Origin of the sequence: Candidatus Leptofilum sp., from assembly GCF_965223525.1 — a bacterium.
GTDB lineage: Bacteria > Chloroflexota > Anaerolineae > Promineifilales > Promineifilaceae > Leptofilum.
On sequence record NZ_CBDCWX010000005.1, the window covers coordinates 61095 to 78236 of the forward strand.

A 17142-nucleotide genomic window follows, 5' to 3' on the forward strand; every position below is an offset into this window, starting at 1 on the left:
CAGAGGAATAAGAGAAAACCTTATTCACCTCTGTGTTCTCTGTGGCTAAAAAGATTAGTTGTTGGAGAAATTTTCTTCCGGGCGCAGATCGGGCGTTGTTGTCCAATCTTGCAACGGCACAAATGCACCACCTTGCACCTGACGGATTTGCGCCTCATGCGGGGAGCGACTGTTGTTAGAGAAGTCTACACGCATGACACCATCCAACACATCAATAGCACCCAACTCAATCAAAGCTGCATGAACATCAGCCCCTGTCAGATGATCAAAACCGACATTGTCAATGGCTAGCTCAATGGCGCGAACTGCCAAATCTACACCGGCAAAGGTCAGCAAGTACCCAACACCATGCTCGGCTGGCTGACGCTCATTGAGGGCAAACTGCTCTTCAGCAAACTGGATGCCTGGATTGTCTGCATCTGTCCAGAACAGGTAGGGGAATGGAGAAATCATGCCTTCTACCAAGGCTGGATCGCTTACAAAGGCATAGATGGAGATGTCCATCGCCCAGTTGTTGGCCCCAAACAAGAAGGATTCGCGCAAACCAAGCGCACCTAAACCATTCAAAATGGAAGCAGGACCAAAAGCAAGAGAGTTGGTGTAAATCACATTGGCACCCGCAGCTTGGGCATTGAGGATCGCCGTGGTGGTATCGGCCGTTGGGGCGGGATCGATTAGTTCATTGGCCACAATTTCGATGCCGAGGCTTTCAGCGTAGGCTAATGCCTCATCGGTGTAAGCACCCTGGCCGTAGGCGGTGGGCCAGCTAATGTAGGCAATCTTGATGTCGTCGCCAGCGCCTTCTGGCTTCACGTCATCCCAGTTAGCACTGATATAATCCATGAACAGGGCGAACTGATCGGGGTAAATGGGGGCGTAGCCAAAAGTGTACCCAGATTCTGGGCCGTAAAAGGCAACAGAGCTGAGACCAGCAGCCAGGTTGGGAATTTGGTCTTCCACAAAGCGGCTAGCCAGAGCTTCACCATCGCCAGAACCATAGGTAAACATAACGAGGACATTGTCATCCTCGCTAGTGTAGCGGTCATAAGCAGCTACAGCTTCATCCACACTGGATTGGGTATCGGTAAATTCCAGTTCGATTTGCGCGCCACGAATACCGCCATTGGCGTTAACGGCCGCAACAGCATCATTGAACCCATTGATCAGCGGCCCGGTGATACCGGCTAAAGGCCCGGAAAGGTCACCAAAGTGGTAGAAAGTGATGGTTTCGCCTTCGAGATTGTCAGTTCGCATCTCTTCATCCATCGCTTCCTCTTCTTCGTCCATTTCTTCTTCTTCTGCCATCTCTTCTTCGTCGTCAGTCGCTTCTTCAACAGCTTCCACAACTTCTTCGGCGGCGGCTTCTACCGTGGGAGCAATTTCTTCAGCAGCCGCTTCGACAGTAGGGGCAATTTCTTCCACAGCATCTTCTACCGCTTCGGCAGCGTCTTCCACTGCCTCTTGCACTTCAGCAGGGCTGCCGCAGGCTACCAAAAACAAGGTGCCTAAAAGTAAAAACAGCAATGTAAGTACGGGTATTTTCTTCATGTTTACTCTCTCCTTTCATGGGTAAATAAGATTTTTATCTTGTGTGAAATGGTTTGTGAAAATTCACCTCCTTGCCAAATAAATTAGTGGTTGATGGTTAGTGGCTAGTTGTTTGCATCAGCAACTTGCCACTAACCACCAGCAACTATCTAGCAAACGGCCGTAATCGCCAAGCAGCCTTTATCAACCGCCAACGATACGCCAAACCGCGTGGTTCAAAAATGAGAAACAGGGTGAGCGCCAGGCCAAAGATGAACGGCCGTAACGCCGCGCCAATCCCACCTGCATTTTCCGGGAACAGTTGGATGATAGGTGGGGTTAGCAACGTGGCTAGCTCTTCTAGAAAGATGATGAGCGTGGTGCCAAAAATGGGACCAACGCTCGTTCCCAGACCACCCACAATTAACATCCCCAACATGATAATAGAATCATTCAAACCAATGGTTTCGGAGTTAAGATGGCGTAAATTGTGCGCCAACAGTGAGCCAGCCACACCTGCATATACCGAGGCAATGAAGAAGGCGCGCAGCTTGTAGCTAAATAAATTGATGCCCAGCAGTTCGGCCGCCAGATCATTGTCGCGGATGGAGATGAAGGCACGCCCCAGGCGACTGCGCGCAATATTGTGTGCGGCAATAGTGCTTATGAGAAGCACCACGAGCGTGATATGTATAAATTCTGTGGGGGTGGCAAAACGGTAAAAGCAAGCGGCCGTTTCCGCATCAAACGTCGTGCCTAAATAACAAATATCGTTGATAACCGGAATCTGAATCACCGGCACCGGCACGTTGATACCTTGCGCCCCGTTTAGCACGTCGGGCCACAAATTGCGCGTAAACCAGGGAATAATAAATTGGGCACTCAGCGTAGCCATGACCAAATAAAACCCTTTAACCCGCAGCGAAGGCAAGCCAAATAGCAATCCCACCAAGCCAGCGCCCAAACCGGCCACCGGTAAGGCCAAAAAGAAACTCCAGCCTAACACACCAACCAGCAAAGCCGAAATGTAACCACCCACCGTCATAAACGCCGCTTGCCCTAGCGAAATCTGCCCTGTGTATCCCGTTAAAATATTCAGCCCCTGTACGGCAATCATAAAAATACAGATGCGATTTACCAGAGAGACCAGTGACTCAGAAGCAACATAGGGCAGAGCAAACAGCAAAATCAAAAAGGCAATCAACACCACATACTGCCACGGCTTCCGCAGCACGGCCATATCTTGTTCGTAAGAGCGGTCAAAATCACCTGCTGGTCTTAAAACAGCCATTTTTTCTCCAGTTGCTAGTTTTAGTTGCTAGTTATCGTTTGCGTTGTTGCTCGGCGATGATGGTAAGCATTCGGATAATTTCCGTTGCCAAGTTCATGCGATGGTTCACAACCTCTGCCTCTAACGCTTGACGACTTCGCCAGTACCAGCCTCGTGTTTCACGAGCCGATCCAATCGCAATGCGTAGAAATCGTGCATAATCTTTACCAAAGCCACGGCCGTATCCTTCTTCAACATTGGCCGAAATTGAACCGCTGCTACGCAATAATTGCGACAATCTTGCCTGACCTAAACGGTTTCCTTGCAATTTTTCACAGTCTAGCCATGCTAAATCAGACAAAAACAGCGATTTTCGATATGCTTCCAATCGCCACAAAGGATCTTCCTTAATGCAATTTGGCAAAACCTCCAGCCATTCCTCATAACGCTTCCAATCAACTTTGTCCACAACTTAACCACCAACCACTAACCACTAACCACTAAAACTAGCCACTAAAACTAGCCACTAAATTCTTTCGATGCGCTTTTGACCAAACAGGCCATCCGGGCGGAAGAGCAGGACAATGAGCAAAATAACGTAAGGAATAATTGCGGCCGAATTGCGGATTGCTTGAGCAGCTTCTGGCCCCAAAAAAAAGGTAGGAGGATTGGGGAGGCCAACCAAGCCTTGTGCCAAGCCCACTATTAGGCCACCAACCACCGCCCCAGGAATGGATTCCAGGCCTCCTAGCAGCACAGCAGGGAACGCAGCCAGCACCACAATCGAGAGGCTCAAATCTAGACCGCTGGCGGTAGCTATGAGGATGCCGCCTACGGCCGCAATAATGCCAGCAATGGCCCAGGAGATACCAAACACGCGATTGATGCGAATACCTACACTTTGCGCCGTTTCATGATCCTCAGCAGTAGCACGCATGGCTAAACCAGTGCTGGTGTATTGAAAAAAGAGCCAAAGCAGCGTCACACAAACCATCGCCACTACAAAAGACCAAACTAAATTTTGCCGTAGCACCAAAATCATGGGATTGTCGTTGTAGGTAAAGGGCAAGGTGATTTGATACGGATTCGTCACATCGAAAATGACGGGGAAGCTGCGTTGTACGGTGCCAAAGACAAGAATCGTCAGCCCTTGCAGCAGCTGCGCCAACGCCAATGTCATCAAAATAATAGAGAGGAGCGGCTGCCCAGTCATGGGGCGCAGCGCCAGGCGTTCAATGAGCAAGCCCAGCAGCACAGAAACGACCAAAGCGCAAATGATAGCCGCCCAAAGCGGTAAGCCCATGCCATCATCAGAGGCAAACCACCAGGTAGTCATCGTGCCAATGAGGAGCATTTGCCCCTGGGCAAAGTTGAATACCTCGGAGGATTTGAAGATGAGGACAATGCCCAAAGCAATGAGGGCAATGGGGCCACCGTTGAGCAAGCCGGTAATTGCAAATTGGGGAAGTAGCTGCCAGTTCATACGCTTATCCTGCAATTTTTTCTTTTTGCCACAGAGGGCACAGAGATTTATGAAGTTTTCTCTTTTTCCTCTGTGTTCTCTGTAGCATCGTTTTTTAGTAGAGGGAGGCGATTTTTACGGCCGTTTCCACCACACTCGTACTGCCATCCTGATACTGCACCGTTGCCCGCACCTCTACACGCTCGCTGCCATTGTACATGCCCGTAATGATGTCGTCGTATTTGGTATACAACACATTGCGCTTCAGCTTGCGAGAGCGGGTCATCTCCTCTTCATCCGCGTCGAACTCTTTGTGCATGAGAACAAAACGGCGCACACGGCCGTTTGGCGGCAAACTTTCATTCACTTCCGACACCGCCTGCTGAACCAGGTCGTACACTTCCTGCTTCTGCGACAGATCAATGAAGGTTGTGTAACCAAGACTACGCCGCTCGGCCCAGTTGCCCACATTGCCAAAATCCATCACCATGAGCGCCGTCACGTAATCTTTATCTTCTCCACCAACCGCCATCACATCCTTAATGTAGGGGCTAAACTTTAGTCGTCCCTCAATAAATTGGGGCGAAAAGACCTCGCCGTTGGCCAGACGCAGCATATTTTTCACCCGATCCTGGAAGATAACGTGCCCATCGTCATCAATGTAGCCTGCATCGCCAGTGCGGAACCAGCGACGGCCGTCTTCATCCACCAAAATATCCTTCGCTGTTGCCTCTGGATTTTTGTAATACTCCTTCATCACGGTAGAACCAGCGATCAGCAGTTCACCGTCTTCTGAAGTACGAATCTCCACGCCAGGATAAGGCACCCCCACGCTGGCAAACTTAATATCCCCATCTCGGTGTACGGTCACGCCACCACACACCTCAGTAGAGCCATAAATCTGCTTCAAATTAATGCCCAGCGCATGGTAAAAGCGAATATGATCCGGGCTCAGCACCGCGCCAGCCGTGTAAGCTCCACGCACATTTGATAACCCTAACTGATTGCGTAGCGGGGCAAAAACCAGCAAATCCCCCAGCGTATACGCCGCCTTCAAACCCAAACCAATCGGTTCCTTGTTAAACTTCTTATCTGCCACCCTGTAGCCAATAGGCAAAAACGTTTCGTACAGCTTGCGGTTTAGACTTGTTGATTCCTCAATTTGCACCTGCACCTGCCCCACTAGCTGATCCCACAGCCGGGCTCCATAAAAAAGATTCTGTGGGGCAATTTCCCGAATATTTTGGCGCACCGTTTCCGGTTCTTCAGGGAAATTCATAATCATGCCCTGGTAGCAATGTGGCACAATGCCAAAAACAGGCTCGGCAATCCAGCCCATTGGCATAAAGCTTACATGGTTGTCCGTGTCGTAGCGTGGATCAACTTCAAAAGCCATCGCCGCAACCGTAAGAAGGTTGTCATGGGTTAGCACGACCCCTTTGGGGAGGCCGGTCGTGCCAGAAGTGTAACAAATGAGCGCAGCATCATCCTCTTGTCCCAGGGCAATTTCCGTTTCAAAGCGATCTGGCTCTTTCTCAGCCAACGCTGCTCCCAACGCCTGCACTTCTTCAAAAGAGATCAGCCAATCATCGTCATAACTCCACAAACCCTTGTCATCCCAGTAAATGACCTTTTTAACGTTTGGCACCTCTTCTTTTAGCTCCAGGAACTTGTCACATTGCTCCTGATCTTTGGCCAAAGCAAAAGTAGCATCGCTGTGGTTGATGATGTAAGACATTTCGCTGGGAATGGCATCGGTATACATGCCCACACCAGCAGCCCCCACCGCCTGCATGGCCACAAAGCCCCACAAATATTGGCGGTCGTTATCACCAATGCTGCACAAATGGTCGCCACGCTGCAAACCCAGCACAATCAACCCTAAGGCAAAGTCTCGCACCTGCTGGTAAGACTCTTGCCACGTAAATTCGCGCCAAATGCCAAACTCTTTTTGTCGCAAAGCGACTTTATTTGGTGCAGCTTGCCCGACCTGTGCCAAAAAATGTTGGGGGATTGTATTTAGTCCGTTCATGATACTTTATGCTTTACCCAAATAGGCATCAATTACCTTTGCATCCTGCTTCACTGCATCCGGTACACCATCGGCAATTTTTACGCCAAAATCTAGCACCACCACACGGTCAGAGATGTCCATCACCAAGCCCATGTCATGTTCAATCAACACGATAGTTACACCGCGCCGCTCATGAATGTCCAAAATGAAGCGGGCCATATCCTCTTTTTCTTCGATATTCATGCCCGCCATTGGTTCATCCAGCAGCAGCAGTTCCGGCTCCATTGCCAGGGCGCGGCCTAGCTCTACCCGCTTACGCAAGCCATAGGAAAGCGCCCCGACAGTCGCCTTGCGAATGTGGGCAATCTCTAAAAAGTCTATGATTTCTTCTACAACTTCACGGTGCTGTACTTCTTCGCGCTGGGCACTACCCCAATATAACATGCTGGCCAGGCTATTTTGCTTCATGTGGATATGGCGGGCAGCCATCAAATTATCCAGGGTGCTTAAGCCTGTGTAGAGAGCAATATTCTGAAAGGTGCGGGCAATGCCTAAAGATGCAATTTTGTGGGTGGGGGTTTTGGTGAGGTTTGCATTTTTGAAAAGAACCTGCCCTTCCTGCGGACGATAAAAACCACTGATGCAGTTGAGCATGGAGGTTTTACCTGCCCCATTTGGCCCAATAATGGCTCGAATCTCTCCTTTATTCACACCAAATCCAACATCTGAGAGGGCAGCATTGCCCCCAAAGCTCAAGGATACATTTTTAACATCGAGCAGGACGGCGTTTGAACTCATGCAACCTCTATTTTGTATTGAGTGGCGCAGGACACAGGCTTTATGGAGCCAAGTCGGTTACGTTTTTGTTTATGTTCTTTGCACAAAGGGTGTTCTTCTCTTCTGTACAAAAGTTACCATATGCGAGGGGGATAGGCAAGAAATTTTTAGAGACTGGAGATTAGAGATTAGAGATTGAAAGTCTCTAGTCTCCAGTCTCTAATCTAGTCATTTTGGGGCAGCGTTCAAGTTGTTTGCACGCGATCTGTTAGCAGTATTTGGGGCAGCTCGGCAGGGATATAGTTGGGGTCGCGCCAGCGGGTGAGCTTGATAGCGTGGCGAGCCAGCCACCACCCCGCCCGGAAGAGGCGCGGGTATTTGAGTACATAGGCAAAACGAGCCAGCCGGGTACGGATATTTAGCTGTACAAACAGAGGGTGTTTCTGTAGCTTCTCTTTGTAGGTCTCGAAGCTGAAATCTTGCCGCGCAAACGCATCTTCTAATGCTTCGGCCGCCACTTCACCATAACCGAGAGCAAAGGAAATGCCTTCGCCAAAGAGCGGGTCGGTTCCGGCAGCATCACCGACTAAAATGATGCGGGGCTGAGCGAAACGGCCGTCCTTACCCCACCACCGTATCGGATGACCTTTCAACTTATAGTCGCGCAGGCTGCGCTCGCGGGCTGCCATTGAATCACCCAGTGTTTGTTTGAGGTTTGCTTTGGGACGTTCTGGCCGGGCACGGCTATCGAAGACACCTCGGTTCATGTATGGTTGGCCATTTACATAGCTGGGGAAGTCCCAATAGTAGCCTTGCAACTGGTGGTCGGTCATCGGGGTAAAGTCGAACACAGCTACGCCGTTGCGGAATTCTGGCTGGACGCGGGCATTTTCTGGCGTCAGCACCTCGATGAGGCGCGCCACGCGAGAATCATCATCCCACTTGAGGCGGCGGCGTACAAAGCTGCGGGAACCATCGGCCGCAACCACCGTTTTGGCATGAAATTTGGCTTTTTCGGTGGTGACTTCGACGTAATCGTCGTGCGGAACCACGTCGGTGACGGCTTCTCCTTGTCGGACGGTGATGTTGAGAGATTCGGCCGTTTTCACCAACCAATGGTCAAATTCATCCCGGCGGATAATGCGGAACACCGGATTGCCAAAAAAGGAGTAGCTTTTGTCTTGGTAAAGCAAGCGCACTTCACGCACTTCAAAGTTTTTTGGCTCAAAGGGCAGACCCAGCCGCGCCAAAATATTTTGCCCAATGTGGGTCACGCCCCCGCCACACAGCTTTTCGCGTGGATGCACCGCTTTATCTACCACCACAATGCGCTTGGCCCATTCTGGATTGTTTTTGACCATGTGTAATGCGGTTGATGTCCCTGAAGGCCCCGACCCCACAATTAAAATGTCAACGTGTTGAATCTCCGCCATTTTCTCCCTTTTGCCTCCACTGTTGACAGTAACCAGTATTCAGTAATCAGTATCCAGAGGGTTAGCTTTTCCTGAAAACTGATTACTGTTTACCGTTTACTGATTACTTGGTGATCATAGGTAGCATTATAGCATGGGGCAGGGGAATTGCCTGTTCGGTGCTGAGGGCGGCTGCGGGCGTGTCTAGGGGTTGAATGTTGCCTGCCACATCGGTGGCGCGGACGCGAAATTCGTAGATTTGGGTGGGGTCTGGCGCGGTGAAGGTTCCGCCTACGGCCGTTGTCTCCGTCAACCAACCCGTCCAATCCAATTCACCTTTTACCCGGTATTCCACGTCGTAGCTGGCAATGCCAGAGAGTGCATCGGAGCCATCCCAATGGATAAGGAAGGTATCAGTGATGGGCATTTGGTAAACGGCCGTAATCGTAGAAGTCGGTACAGTGGCATCAATGGCAAATTGGATGGGTTGCATGGTGAGGGTATCTGTGATGCCGTCGGTCGTGGTGAGAACGGCCGTTGCCTGCCAATACAGTTCCGGCTGATCGGTGACAAAATCAACGGTGTGTGTGAGAACGGCCATGCCCCATGTTTCTGTGACCAGCTTGGTGGTTTGCGAAATATCGGTGCTCACAGTAAAGGTGGTGGTGAGCACCTGGTTGGTCGTCGTGAAAATCTCCCAGCTAAAGTCCACTTGCGGATTCGTCACCCAACTGCCCTCGGTAGGCGCAATGGGCGTCAGCGCATCCGGTGGCGGTTCCACCTCCAGCAGTCGCATCCCGTCAAACCAAACGCCCAAGCCATCATCGGTCGTCAAATCATCCAAGTAAACAGAGTTGTCAGTACCAGCCGTGAGCGCATAGGTTCCCAACGGTAGCCACAGGCCTAAATATTCCTCGTGGCTGGCGGTAAGCTGCGTTACGCCACCCGCGTGAGTAATTTCATACGTTGCACCTTCCGTTTCGCCAGTGCCGGTATTGCAATATGGCACATACATCTCGATGGTGTAGTAGCCATCTTCGGGAATAGTGGGGCGCCAAACGGCCGAATTACTACTCTCGGCGGGATTGGTTGTGGAAAAAGTGTAGTACGAATGGCCATTGTGACCACATTCGTTCAGGCCTTCATACCAGTTGGCGCTACTTTTGGTGAACTCCGCGCTATCTTCATGCACATATAGGTAAGGGTCTACCAAACCGATATTGGCCGCCACCTGCTCGCGCAGCCAGGGCAATAGCACATGCGCCTGGTCGCCGGGGCATTCGGTAGTGCCATACACATCCCGGTGTCCCATCAAGTTAGGGCGACCACCCGTTACAAAAGGCATCTCGGCAGAGGCATCAAACACGTTGATGTCCTGTTGATCGGCCTTCCAGGAAAGCAACTCAACCAATGAGTCTTTCATTGCCTCCGGCGGGTCAATGCCGGGCAGGCCGGGGTAATCTACGGCCGTAAAGGTGCCGATGAGCGAAACGCCCATGCTGCCCGTGTTGGCACCAGCGGCGTGGGTTCCCACCACATCCAGATTTTCGTAATCTTCATTCAGGTGCCCTTCGTAGATGATGCCGTTCTGGTCAATGAGGTAGTTATAGCCAATGTCGCCCCAGCCCCGGCAGCTAGAGCAGGTGTCGGAAGCAGGGTAAGTGTGGAAGGCCCAGATGGCCCGCACCGTAGCCGCCCAGTCGCTGCTGCTGTTGCTAGAGACGGTATGATGCACAATCATGTGGCTGGCGTCGTCATATGCCAGGCCGTCAGTGTAGTCACAATCAACAGAGGTGCACCACACCTCGCGGCTGATGACGGAAGGGCGCGGGTAGCCCGTGCCGCTAGGCTTGCTGCCGTTGGCGGCGTCTAATTCTTGCTGGCGTGCCAGCAGTTCTTCGGCGGTAGGGCCGTCGGTGGTATCAATGAAGGTAAAACTGATGCTGTGGAGTTCTAGAGCCACCAAGCTGCTAAAACGGCCGAAACTGACGCTGAACTGAATCGTGTCGTGTGTCTCGTCAGCCTCTGGCACGGTGATCATGTCGCTCAGGTTTTCATGATCATCTTCTTGCACCAAGTCTAGGTGGCTGTGCAAATGGTACCATTCTGACCACTCACCGCTGCCTTTACGGGTACGTAGCTGCACCTCTAGGCTAGTATCGGTTGGCACGGTGGCCTCCCAACTAGTAACGATGGCATTGAAGTTGATTGGGGTTTGGATGGGATCGGAGATGTAAACGGCCGTAAATGCTGTCGCATTGAGTGTGAGACCTGTGGGGGAAACGGCCGTGTCCATCCCAGAACCCTGCTCGAAATCATCCCCCTGCCAAGTGAGGCTTTGCATGATGGGGGCTGCGGCAGTGGATCCGGTTTTGGGCCAGCTAACCGCCACCAGGAGGGTAAGCAGGGTTAGGAAAGAGATTGTTTTCAAAGATTTAATCATCGTTCGCTCCCGCAAGGATTGGAATTGCAACTTTCTCTCCCCAACGGGTGCATCTTAGCAACGGTGCTAGAAATGTGCGGTATAAAAAGGGTGAATTTTTGATTAGCGTGGGGTGAATGCTTAGGAACGGGGTATGGTAGAATTCCTCAAGTTTTAGTCAAATTTTGGATATGGCCGTTGCCAATGAAACAAACTTCACAACGCAGGAAAATAATAGGGGTAGTTTGGATTACTGTAACGATTGTGTTTGCTTGCTCTCAGTTTCTACCGCAATTTCTTCCACAATGCTATGCACCAAGCACAGTTCAACGTACATTTATTGAAAGTGGCAAATTTGAAATCCTGTGGCAAGCTCCAGATGTATACATTGCTCCTAGCCAAAGTGCCATTCATCTGGTTGCCAATGAAGAGCATGTTGTACTTTGGGGAAGGCTCGATTACCCATGCGGCAACCCAAATCCAATGAATTTGAATGCAATTGATGGATCGGTTTTTCGTCGTGGAGTCAGGTTTTTACCTTCAAATCTTGGAATTTATCATACAGCCTACAATTCAAATTTTCTCTACCTAGGATACGACGGACCAGGTAAAGCTTTGGAAGGTACAACCGCTGGTGCAGGTGGTGTCGCGGCTTATAAAATTAACAGCGGCGAAATTAGCTGGACGCGTCAAATATCCGGAACTAGAGGAATACATTCATTGGTTGCTAACGAAAATATTATTGCCTTCGATGGTGGCGGATTCTCTGATTGGCGTTATTTGATCAGCAGCCAAACCGGTGAAATCATAGCGAAACAAAACAAACGGGAATTTCACAAATTAAACCTAGAAATTTCACCATCCAATTTTGCTTACTGGTACTTGCACTTATTTACAAACGAAGATGCGCCATCACAAGACACAGACCTGCAAGCTCTAACATTTTGGTCAGAAAAGTTTGACAATGTTTTTCAGCCTCCCCTTTTGGCCGATAATTCAGTACTCCTGCGAAAAGATGATGGCACAATGCCCGGAACCGTCATTGCCTTACATCCAGAAACTGGTATGCCACTTTGGCAAACGAACCAAAATGTCATCAGCAATGTGGCCATTGCTGATTCAACAGCCTTTTTCCTAACAGATTCAGCAGAGCTTGTAGCTTATAACATCGAAAGCGGTCAACAAATTGGCTCCGTACAGTTCTCCGGTGAAACTGTTTTGCTGGAAGCAGACAGAGGCTATTTTGTAGCTGCTGGCGGAGAAAATGTTTTTGTTTATTTTGGCGACGGCCGTCAGCTTTTTGCTTTCCACTTTATCGGTCAAGAATAATCCGCCAATGCCAATTAGGAAAAGCGGTTCTTGTGCCAAACTATTAAGATACGTATGATTACCCACATGCGTGATCCCAGGCTCAAGTGGGGCCTCATATTTCTCTTTGTTTTGTGGTTGTTTTATGGGCTGAGTGCTTACTATGTGGTGCAAAAGCCGTTCAGCGTGCCGCAATTAGTATTGTTGTTGGAAGACCCATCCGCCTGGCTGACGCTGGATTTTGCCTGGTCGTCGGTTTTCCGTTCGCTGCTGGATGTGGGTACGGCCGTTCTCATCAACCTCGCCGCCTGGGGCATTGGCATAACAATACTTCGTTTTACAAAATTGAAGATGGATGGGTTGGAAACGGCCGTTTTCGGCACAGGTCTCGGCTTTGGCATTCTAGGCTTGTGGATATTCCTACTCGGACTCATCGGCGCATTCACCCCCATCGCCTTTTGGGGCACAATGGCCGCCGCCCTTGCCCTCACTCTCTGGCAAATCTCCAAACAAATTAAAAATCTGCGCCAATCTGCGAAATCCGCGGCTAAAAAAAATAAATCTCCGCGCTCTCTGCGGTTAAATTTCCCCTCACGCGGCATCACATTTTATCTGCTCATCGTCCTAGGCCTCGCCCTCATCATCGCCCTGCTGCCCCCCACCGATTGGGATGGCCTTTTCTACCACCTCAAAGGCCCCAAACTCTACCTGGAAGCCGGGCGCATCGTCGGCGGCATTGACATCCCCCATCTCAGCTTCCCCGCCCTCTTCGAGATGCTCTTCACTCTAGCAATGGGTCTACGCGGTGACGTTGGCGCAGTCGGCGACAGCGCTGCCAAATTGCTCCACTTCAGCTTCATTCCCTGGCTGATGGCTTTGGTATATCTCATTTCAACCAGATTTTTTGCCACAGAGGAAAAAGAGAATTCCTCAAAAACCTCTGTGTCCTCTGTGGCTAATAAAAAAAGTGGGTGGACGGCCGTACTCATCCTCATCTCCATGCCCATGGTGCTCAACCTGGGCGCACAAGCCTACAACGACCTGCCGCTGGCTTTCTACCAAGTTGCGGCATTGGTGGCTCTGCTCCGGTGGCGACAAGCCGAGCAAACTGGCTGGCTCCTACTCAGCGGTGTCTTTGCTGGGCTAGCGATGGGTCTTAAATACACCAGCTTTGTCACCCCGCTGCTTCTGGCTGGCACAGTCATCTGGCACTTTTGGCAGCAAGAAGTCCGCGCTGTGGCCGGCGTCCCCACCGTGCCGCCAAGTGGCGCGGTAGCGCAAACTGCGCCGAGGCCGGCCACAGCACAAACAAAGCCCCCGCGCCTTCGCGCCTTTGCGTGGCAAAAAGTAGTCAAACCACTCCTCATCTTAACTTTAGCAACCACCTTCGTTGCCCTGCCCTGGTACCTCAAAAATTGGGCGTTTACCGGCAACCCCGTCTACCCCTTCGTCTTTGGCGGCCACTTTTGGGATGATTTTCGCGCGGCCGCTTATGCAGGCACTGGCACGGGTCTTGGCTTTGATCCGATTGCCCTGCTGCGCCTTCCCCATGACCTCATCCTGGGTCTCAACGACGCCAGCCAGGATGGGCAGCCGGGACCACTGTTTCTCATCTTTTTGCCAGCAACTATCATTTATGCGTTTGCACAGTGGAAGAAAAGCGGGGGAGTGGAACGGCCGTTCAACCTTCTGCTCATTTTTGTCTTAGCCCAATACCTATTCTGGGTCTGGGGGGTCATCTTCTCCGCTGGATTGTGGCAAAGTCGCCTGCTGCTGCCCGCCTTTGTCGCCCTCACGCCCATCATCGCCTGGATTTTCAACGATTTAGCCCGCTGGGATCATCTCCAATTTTCGTTGCGCCGCTTTGTTCGGCTGGTCATTATCCTCGCGCTGGCGTTCAATTTGGTGGGGCAACTGCTCAACTGGCTGCCTGGCGTGCCGCTCACCTACGTCGCTGGCAGTGCCAGTAGGGATGAAATTCTCACCCACTGGCTAGGCAACCACTACACTGCCATGCAGGGCATCAACGACCAAACGCCGCCCGATGCCATTGTGCGCTTTTTGTACGAACCGCGCAGCTACTATTGCGACCGCGACTGCCGTCCCGACTCCATTTTAGACACCTTGGCCCATCTGGAATATTTACATAACGATGCAGATGGCATCGCCCAGGCGTGGCGCGACGAAAGCGTTAGTCACATTTTGCTCTTTGAAACTGGCTACGAATTCATCCGCGAGCAGCAAATGGAATGGATTTCGCCCCAAAACATCCACCTCATGGACGACCTCGCCGCCACCCATCTGCAACTCATCGCCGATTGGGGTGATTACCAGCTATACAAACTCCGATAACGCGCATTGTAGGGGCAGACCCCCGTGTCTGCCCTAAATTGGGGTGCCCACGGAGGGACACCCCTACACAACCTTATGCAATTTTTCACCCGCAAAAATTTCCTCATTTTCCTATTCATCATGCTCCTGTTCGGCGTCAGCGTGGTGGGCATGTACACCTTCTTCACCTCCAAAGTGCCTGGTGCCAACGACTTTTTCCCCCGCTGGAAAGGCGCCCAACTTTACTGGCAAGACGGCATTGATCCCTACTCCCAAACCGCCACCGAAGCAATTCAGCGCGTCCTGTACGGCGGCAAACTCGCCCGCCCCGACCAGGACCAGGTGCTATTTGTCTACCCGTTCTACACCGTGTTTTTGCTACGGCCGTTGGTGAATTTGGATTACGCCTGGGTACAGGCAATCTGGCTGGTCATCGTCCAATTTTCGCTCATCGGTGGGGTGATTGCCACACTGCGCCTGCTGGATTGGCGACAGCCCCCCTGGCTGCTGGCAATCACGCTACTCTGGGCCGTGATCATGTACAACAGCACCCGCACCATCGTCCTGGGTCAGTTTGCCGGGCCGATTTTCCTTTGGCTGGCAGGCACCCTGCTGGCACTCAAGCACGAGCGAGATGCGTTGGCCGGGGTGCTGCTCTCGCTCACCACCCTCAAGCCGCAGATGAGCTACCTGATCATTCCGGCACTGATGCTGTGGGCGGTGTGGCACCAACGCTGGCGCTTTGTGGCTGGCTTTGTCGGGACGATGGCACTGCTGACTGGATTGTCCTTTTTGCTGCTCCCTAGCTGGCTTACCAGCTTCATCGAGCAGGTGCTTTACTATCCGGATTACACCGTCACCCCCTCGCCGCTGCGGGTGATTACCAGCACCTTTTTCCCCGAGCTCGGCCAGCCGGTGGAATACGTACTGATTGCTCTGCTGCTGGCAGTGATGCTGTGGCAATGGTGGCAATTGCGCCATGAAGCAACCACCACGCCCAAATTCCTCTTCATCATTGGGCTGATGCTAATTGTGACCAACAGCATCATCGTGCGTACGGCGACGACGAACTACGTCATCATGTACATTCCACTCTTTTTGCTGCTGCACACGATAAGCCAGCGGTGGCGGGGCGGCAATGTATGGGTAGCCGGGCTGCTGTTGACACTGCTGATAGGCACCTGGGCGCTCTTCCTCACCACCATCCAGGGCGATTTTGAGCATCCCGTCACTTACCTCCCCCTACCGATTGGCCTGCTACTGGGGTTGGTCTGGCTAGCATGGGGGGATAAATTGAGAATGGTGAAGGGTAAATTGTGAATCGTGAAGTAGGAAACGGCCGTTCCCCCTCCCGAACCCTTCTCATCCTAATCCTAGCAATCGTGGTGCTAGTCGCCGCCGTCATCCTCATTGCCCCACAAATGCCCCGCCTGCGCGACTTTGACCAGACGTTTTACCCTGCCGCACGCTACACGCTGGCGGGCGAAAATCCGTATACGGCCGAATATATCGAAACCGACCAGGGCGCACCTCCCGACTTTTTTAGCCCCGCCTGGCTGCTGCCCATTTTAGTACCCTTCGGCTTGCTGCCACAGGAGATTGCCCGCACGGTTTGGGTACTATTTTTGGTCGGGGTGACATCGGCAGCCTTGTTGCAAATGCAGGCGTGGGGGTTTAGGGGATTACGGCCGTTGCTCCTCATCCTCCTCCCCTGGGCACTCATCACCCTGCTGTTTGGGCAAGTCACGCCGTTGGTGCTGCTGGGCACGATTTGGGCGATAAATTTATTGCGTATTCCGTATTCCGTAACACCAAACGCAACACGCAATACGCAATACGATCTCCCTAAACTAATAATCGCCTTCCTCCTCATCGGCATTAAGCCGCAGCTGGGTATTTTCATCGCCGCGCCGCTGCTGCTGGAGATGCTGTGGCGGCGGGATCGGAGGCTGATTGGCCTCTCGATTGTAGGTGGGCTGTTGCTGGGACTGACGCTGCTCATCACCCCGCCTTGGCTTATCAGTAAGGCAGCGGCCGTTCAAGAAATCACCGCCCCGCTGTGGAAATCCACCCTAGAGCGGGAGTTGACGCTGTGGGGCTGGCCGCTTTGGTTGGCTCAGCCAGTGCGCTTGTTGGTGGTTTTGGTGATGGCGCGGTGGGCGTGGTTGCAAAAGGGAACGTCGCCACTATGGTGGGCTGGTTGGTTAACGGCCGTTCTCATCATCACCCCCTACACCCGCGCCTACGACGGCATCCTGCTGCTACCCATTTTGGGGCTAATGGTGATGCACCGCCGCTGGCAATTGGCACTTTTTGTCGGCATCATGGCATTGTACATCCAGCTACCCATCGGCGAACTGGGCAGCGTCGTGGCCTCCCTTACCCTCTGGCTACTTTTTATTCCCTGGCCCGGCTTGCTCGCTGGCTCACTCCCTGCCCCTTTTGTTGCCAATTGGTCAAATAAATAATCACGAATGGGACGAATTTCACGAATCAATTTGAATTACATTCGTATCATTCGTCAATTCGTGCGATTTGTGATTCCCTTTTCCACCAAAATCGTATGCCGGATTGTTAGCGAATGGGCTACAATAATCCTTGAGAGGATATTCCTTTTTG

12 protein-coding genes are annotated in these 17142 nt (G+C 51.9%); 4 read left to right on the top strand and 8 right to left on the bottom strand.

Translation table 11 applies throughout. The features are described from left to right. Positions 1-54: 54 nt before the first annotated feature. The 8 genes from ACOQPM_RS05800 to ACOQPM_RS05835 form a co-directional block, all read right to left on the bottom strand. A complete protein-coding gene (locus ACOQPM_RS05800; RefSeq protein WP_420628297.1) occupies positions 55-1548 on the bottom strand; it encodes an ABC transporter substrate-binding protein in 1494 nt (497 codons plus the stop codon). A gap of 145 nt (positions 1549-1693) precedes the next feature. Then, complete coding sequence (locus ACOQPM_RS05805; RefSeq protein WP_420628298.1) at positions 1694-2818, bottom strand: branched-chain amino acid ABC transporter permease; 1125 nt, start codon at positions 2816-2818, stop codon at positions 1694-1696. 31 nt (positions 2819-2849) lie between these two features. Further along, on the bottom strand, positions 2850-3266 hold the full coding sequence (locus ACOQPM_RS05810; RefSeq protein WP_420628299.1) for a four helix bundle protein: 417 nt from the start codon (positions 3264-3266) through the stop codon (positions 2850-2852). Positions 3267-3323: 57 nt separating this feature from the next. After that, the gene (locus ACOQPM_RS05815; RefSeq protein WP_420628300.1) at positions 3324-4280 is read right to left on the bottom strand and encodes a branched-chain amino acid ABC transporter permease; all 957 of its coding nucleotides are present in this window, start codon (positions 4278-4280) and stop codon (positions 3324-3326) included. A gap of 94 nt (positions 4281-4374) precedes the next feature. Beyond that, positions 4375-6291, bottom strand: coding sequence for an AMP-binding protein (locus tag ACOQPM_RS05820; RefSeq protein WP_420628301.1), 1917 nt, complete (start codon positions 6289-6291; stop codon positions 4375-4377). Between the two features lie 6 nt (positions 6292-6297). Then, positions 6298-7071: an ABC transporter ATP-binding protein gene (locus ACOQPM_RS05825; RefSeq protein WP_420628302.1), complete on the bottom strand. Its 774-nt coding sequence runs from the start codon at positions 7069-7071 to the stop codon at positions 6298-6300. A 224-nt stretch (positions 7072-7295) separates the two neighbouring features. Then, positions 7296-8483, bottom strand: coding sequence for an NAD(P)/FAD-dependent oxidoreductase (locus ACOQPM_RS05830; RefSeq protein ID WP_420628303.1), 1188 nt, complete (start codon positions 8481-8483; stop codon positions 7296-7298). Between the two features lie 103 nt (positions 8484-8586). After that, complete coding sequence (locus tag ACOQPM_RS05835) at positions 8587-10905, bottom strand: N-acetylmuramoyl-L-alanine amidase (RefSeq protein ID WP_420628304.1); 2319 nt, start codon at positions 10903-10905, stop codon at positions 8587-8589. Positions 10906-11088: 183 nt separating this feature from the next. Here ACOQPM_RS05835 and ACOQPM_RS05840 point away from each other — a divergent pair, with 183 nt between their 5' ends. The 4 genes from ACOQPM_RS05840 to ACOQPM_RS05855 all read left to right on the top strand — a co-directional run bounded on the left by ACOQPM_RS05840 (position 11089) and on the right by ACOQPM_RS05855 (position 16991). Continuing rightward, a complete protein-coding gene (locus ACOQPM_RS05840; protein WP_420628305.1) occupies positions 11089-12213 on the top strand; it encodes a PQQ-binding-like beta-propeller repeat protein in 1125 nt (374 codons plus the stop codon). Positions 12214-12279: 66 nt separating this feature from the next. Further along, a complete protein-coding gene (locus ACOQPM_RS05845) occupies positions 12280-14544 on the top strand; it encodes a glycosyltransferase family 39 protein (RefSeq protein ID WP_420628306.1) in 2265 nt (754 codons plus the stop codon). A gap of 24 nt (positions 14545-14568) precedes the next feature. Continuing rightward, complete coding sequence (locus tag ACOQPM_RS05850; protein WP_420628307.1) at positions 14569-15843, top strand: glycosyltransferase family 87 protein; 1275 nt, start codon at positions 14569-14571, stop codon at positions 15841-15843. Next, positions 15840-16991, top strand: a complete 1152-nt coding sequence (locus ACOQPM_RS05855; protein ID WP_420628308.1) for a hypothetical protein — start codon at positions 15840-15842, stop codon at positions 16989-16991. The genes ACOQPM_RS05850 and ACOQPM_RS05855 overlap by 4 nt, the downstream gene beginning before the upstream one ends. Positions 16992-17142 lie beyond the last annotated feature (151 nt).

Excerpts from the sequence above, each read along its gene's own strand:
- ACOQPM_RS05800 (WP_420628297.1), bottom strand. The coding sequence starts at position 1,548 with ATGAAGAAAATACCCGTACTTACATTGCTGTTTTTACTTTTAGGCACC.
- ACOQPM_RS05805 (WP_420628298.1), bottom strand. The coding sequence starts at position 2,818 with ATGGCTGTTTTAAGACCAGCAGGTGATTTTGACCGCTCTTACGAACAA.
- ACOQPM_RS05815 (WP_420628300.1), bottom strand. The coding sequence starts at position 4,280 with ATGAACTGGCAGCTACTTCCCCAATTTGCAATTACCGGCTTGCTCAAC.
- ACOQPM_RS05820 (WP_420628301.1), bottom strand. The coding sequence starts at position 6,291 with ATGAACGGACTAAATACAATCCCCCAACATTTTTTGGCACAGGTCGGG.
- ACOQPM_RS05825 (WP_420628302.1), bottom strand. The coding sequence starts at position 7,071 with ATGAGTTCAAACGCCGTCCTGCTCGATGTTAAAAATGTATCCTTGAGC.
- ACOQPM_RS05830 (WP_420628303.1), bottom strand. The coding sequence starts at position 8,483 with ATGGCGGAGATTCAACACGTTGACATTTTAATTGTGGGGTCGGGGCCT.
- ACOQPM_RS05835 (WP_420628304.1), bottom strand. The coding sequence starts at position 10,905 with ATGATTAAATCTTTGAAAACAATCTCTTTCCTAACCCTGCTTACCCTC.
- ACOQPM_RS05840 (WP_420628305.1), top strand. The coding sequence starts at position 11,089 with ATGAAACAAACTTCACAACGCAGGAAAATAATAGGGGTAGTTTGGATT.
- ACOQPM_RS05845 (WP_420628306.1), top strand. The coding sequence starts at position 12,280 with ATGCGTGATCCCAGGCTCAAGTGGGGCCTCATATTTCTCTTTGTTTTG.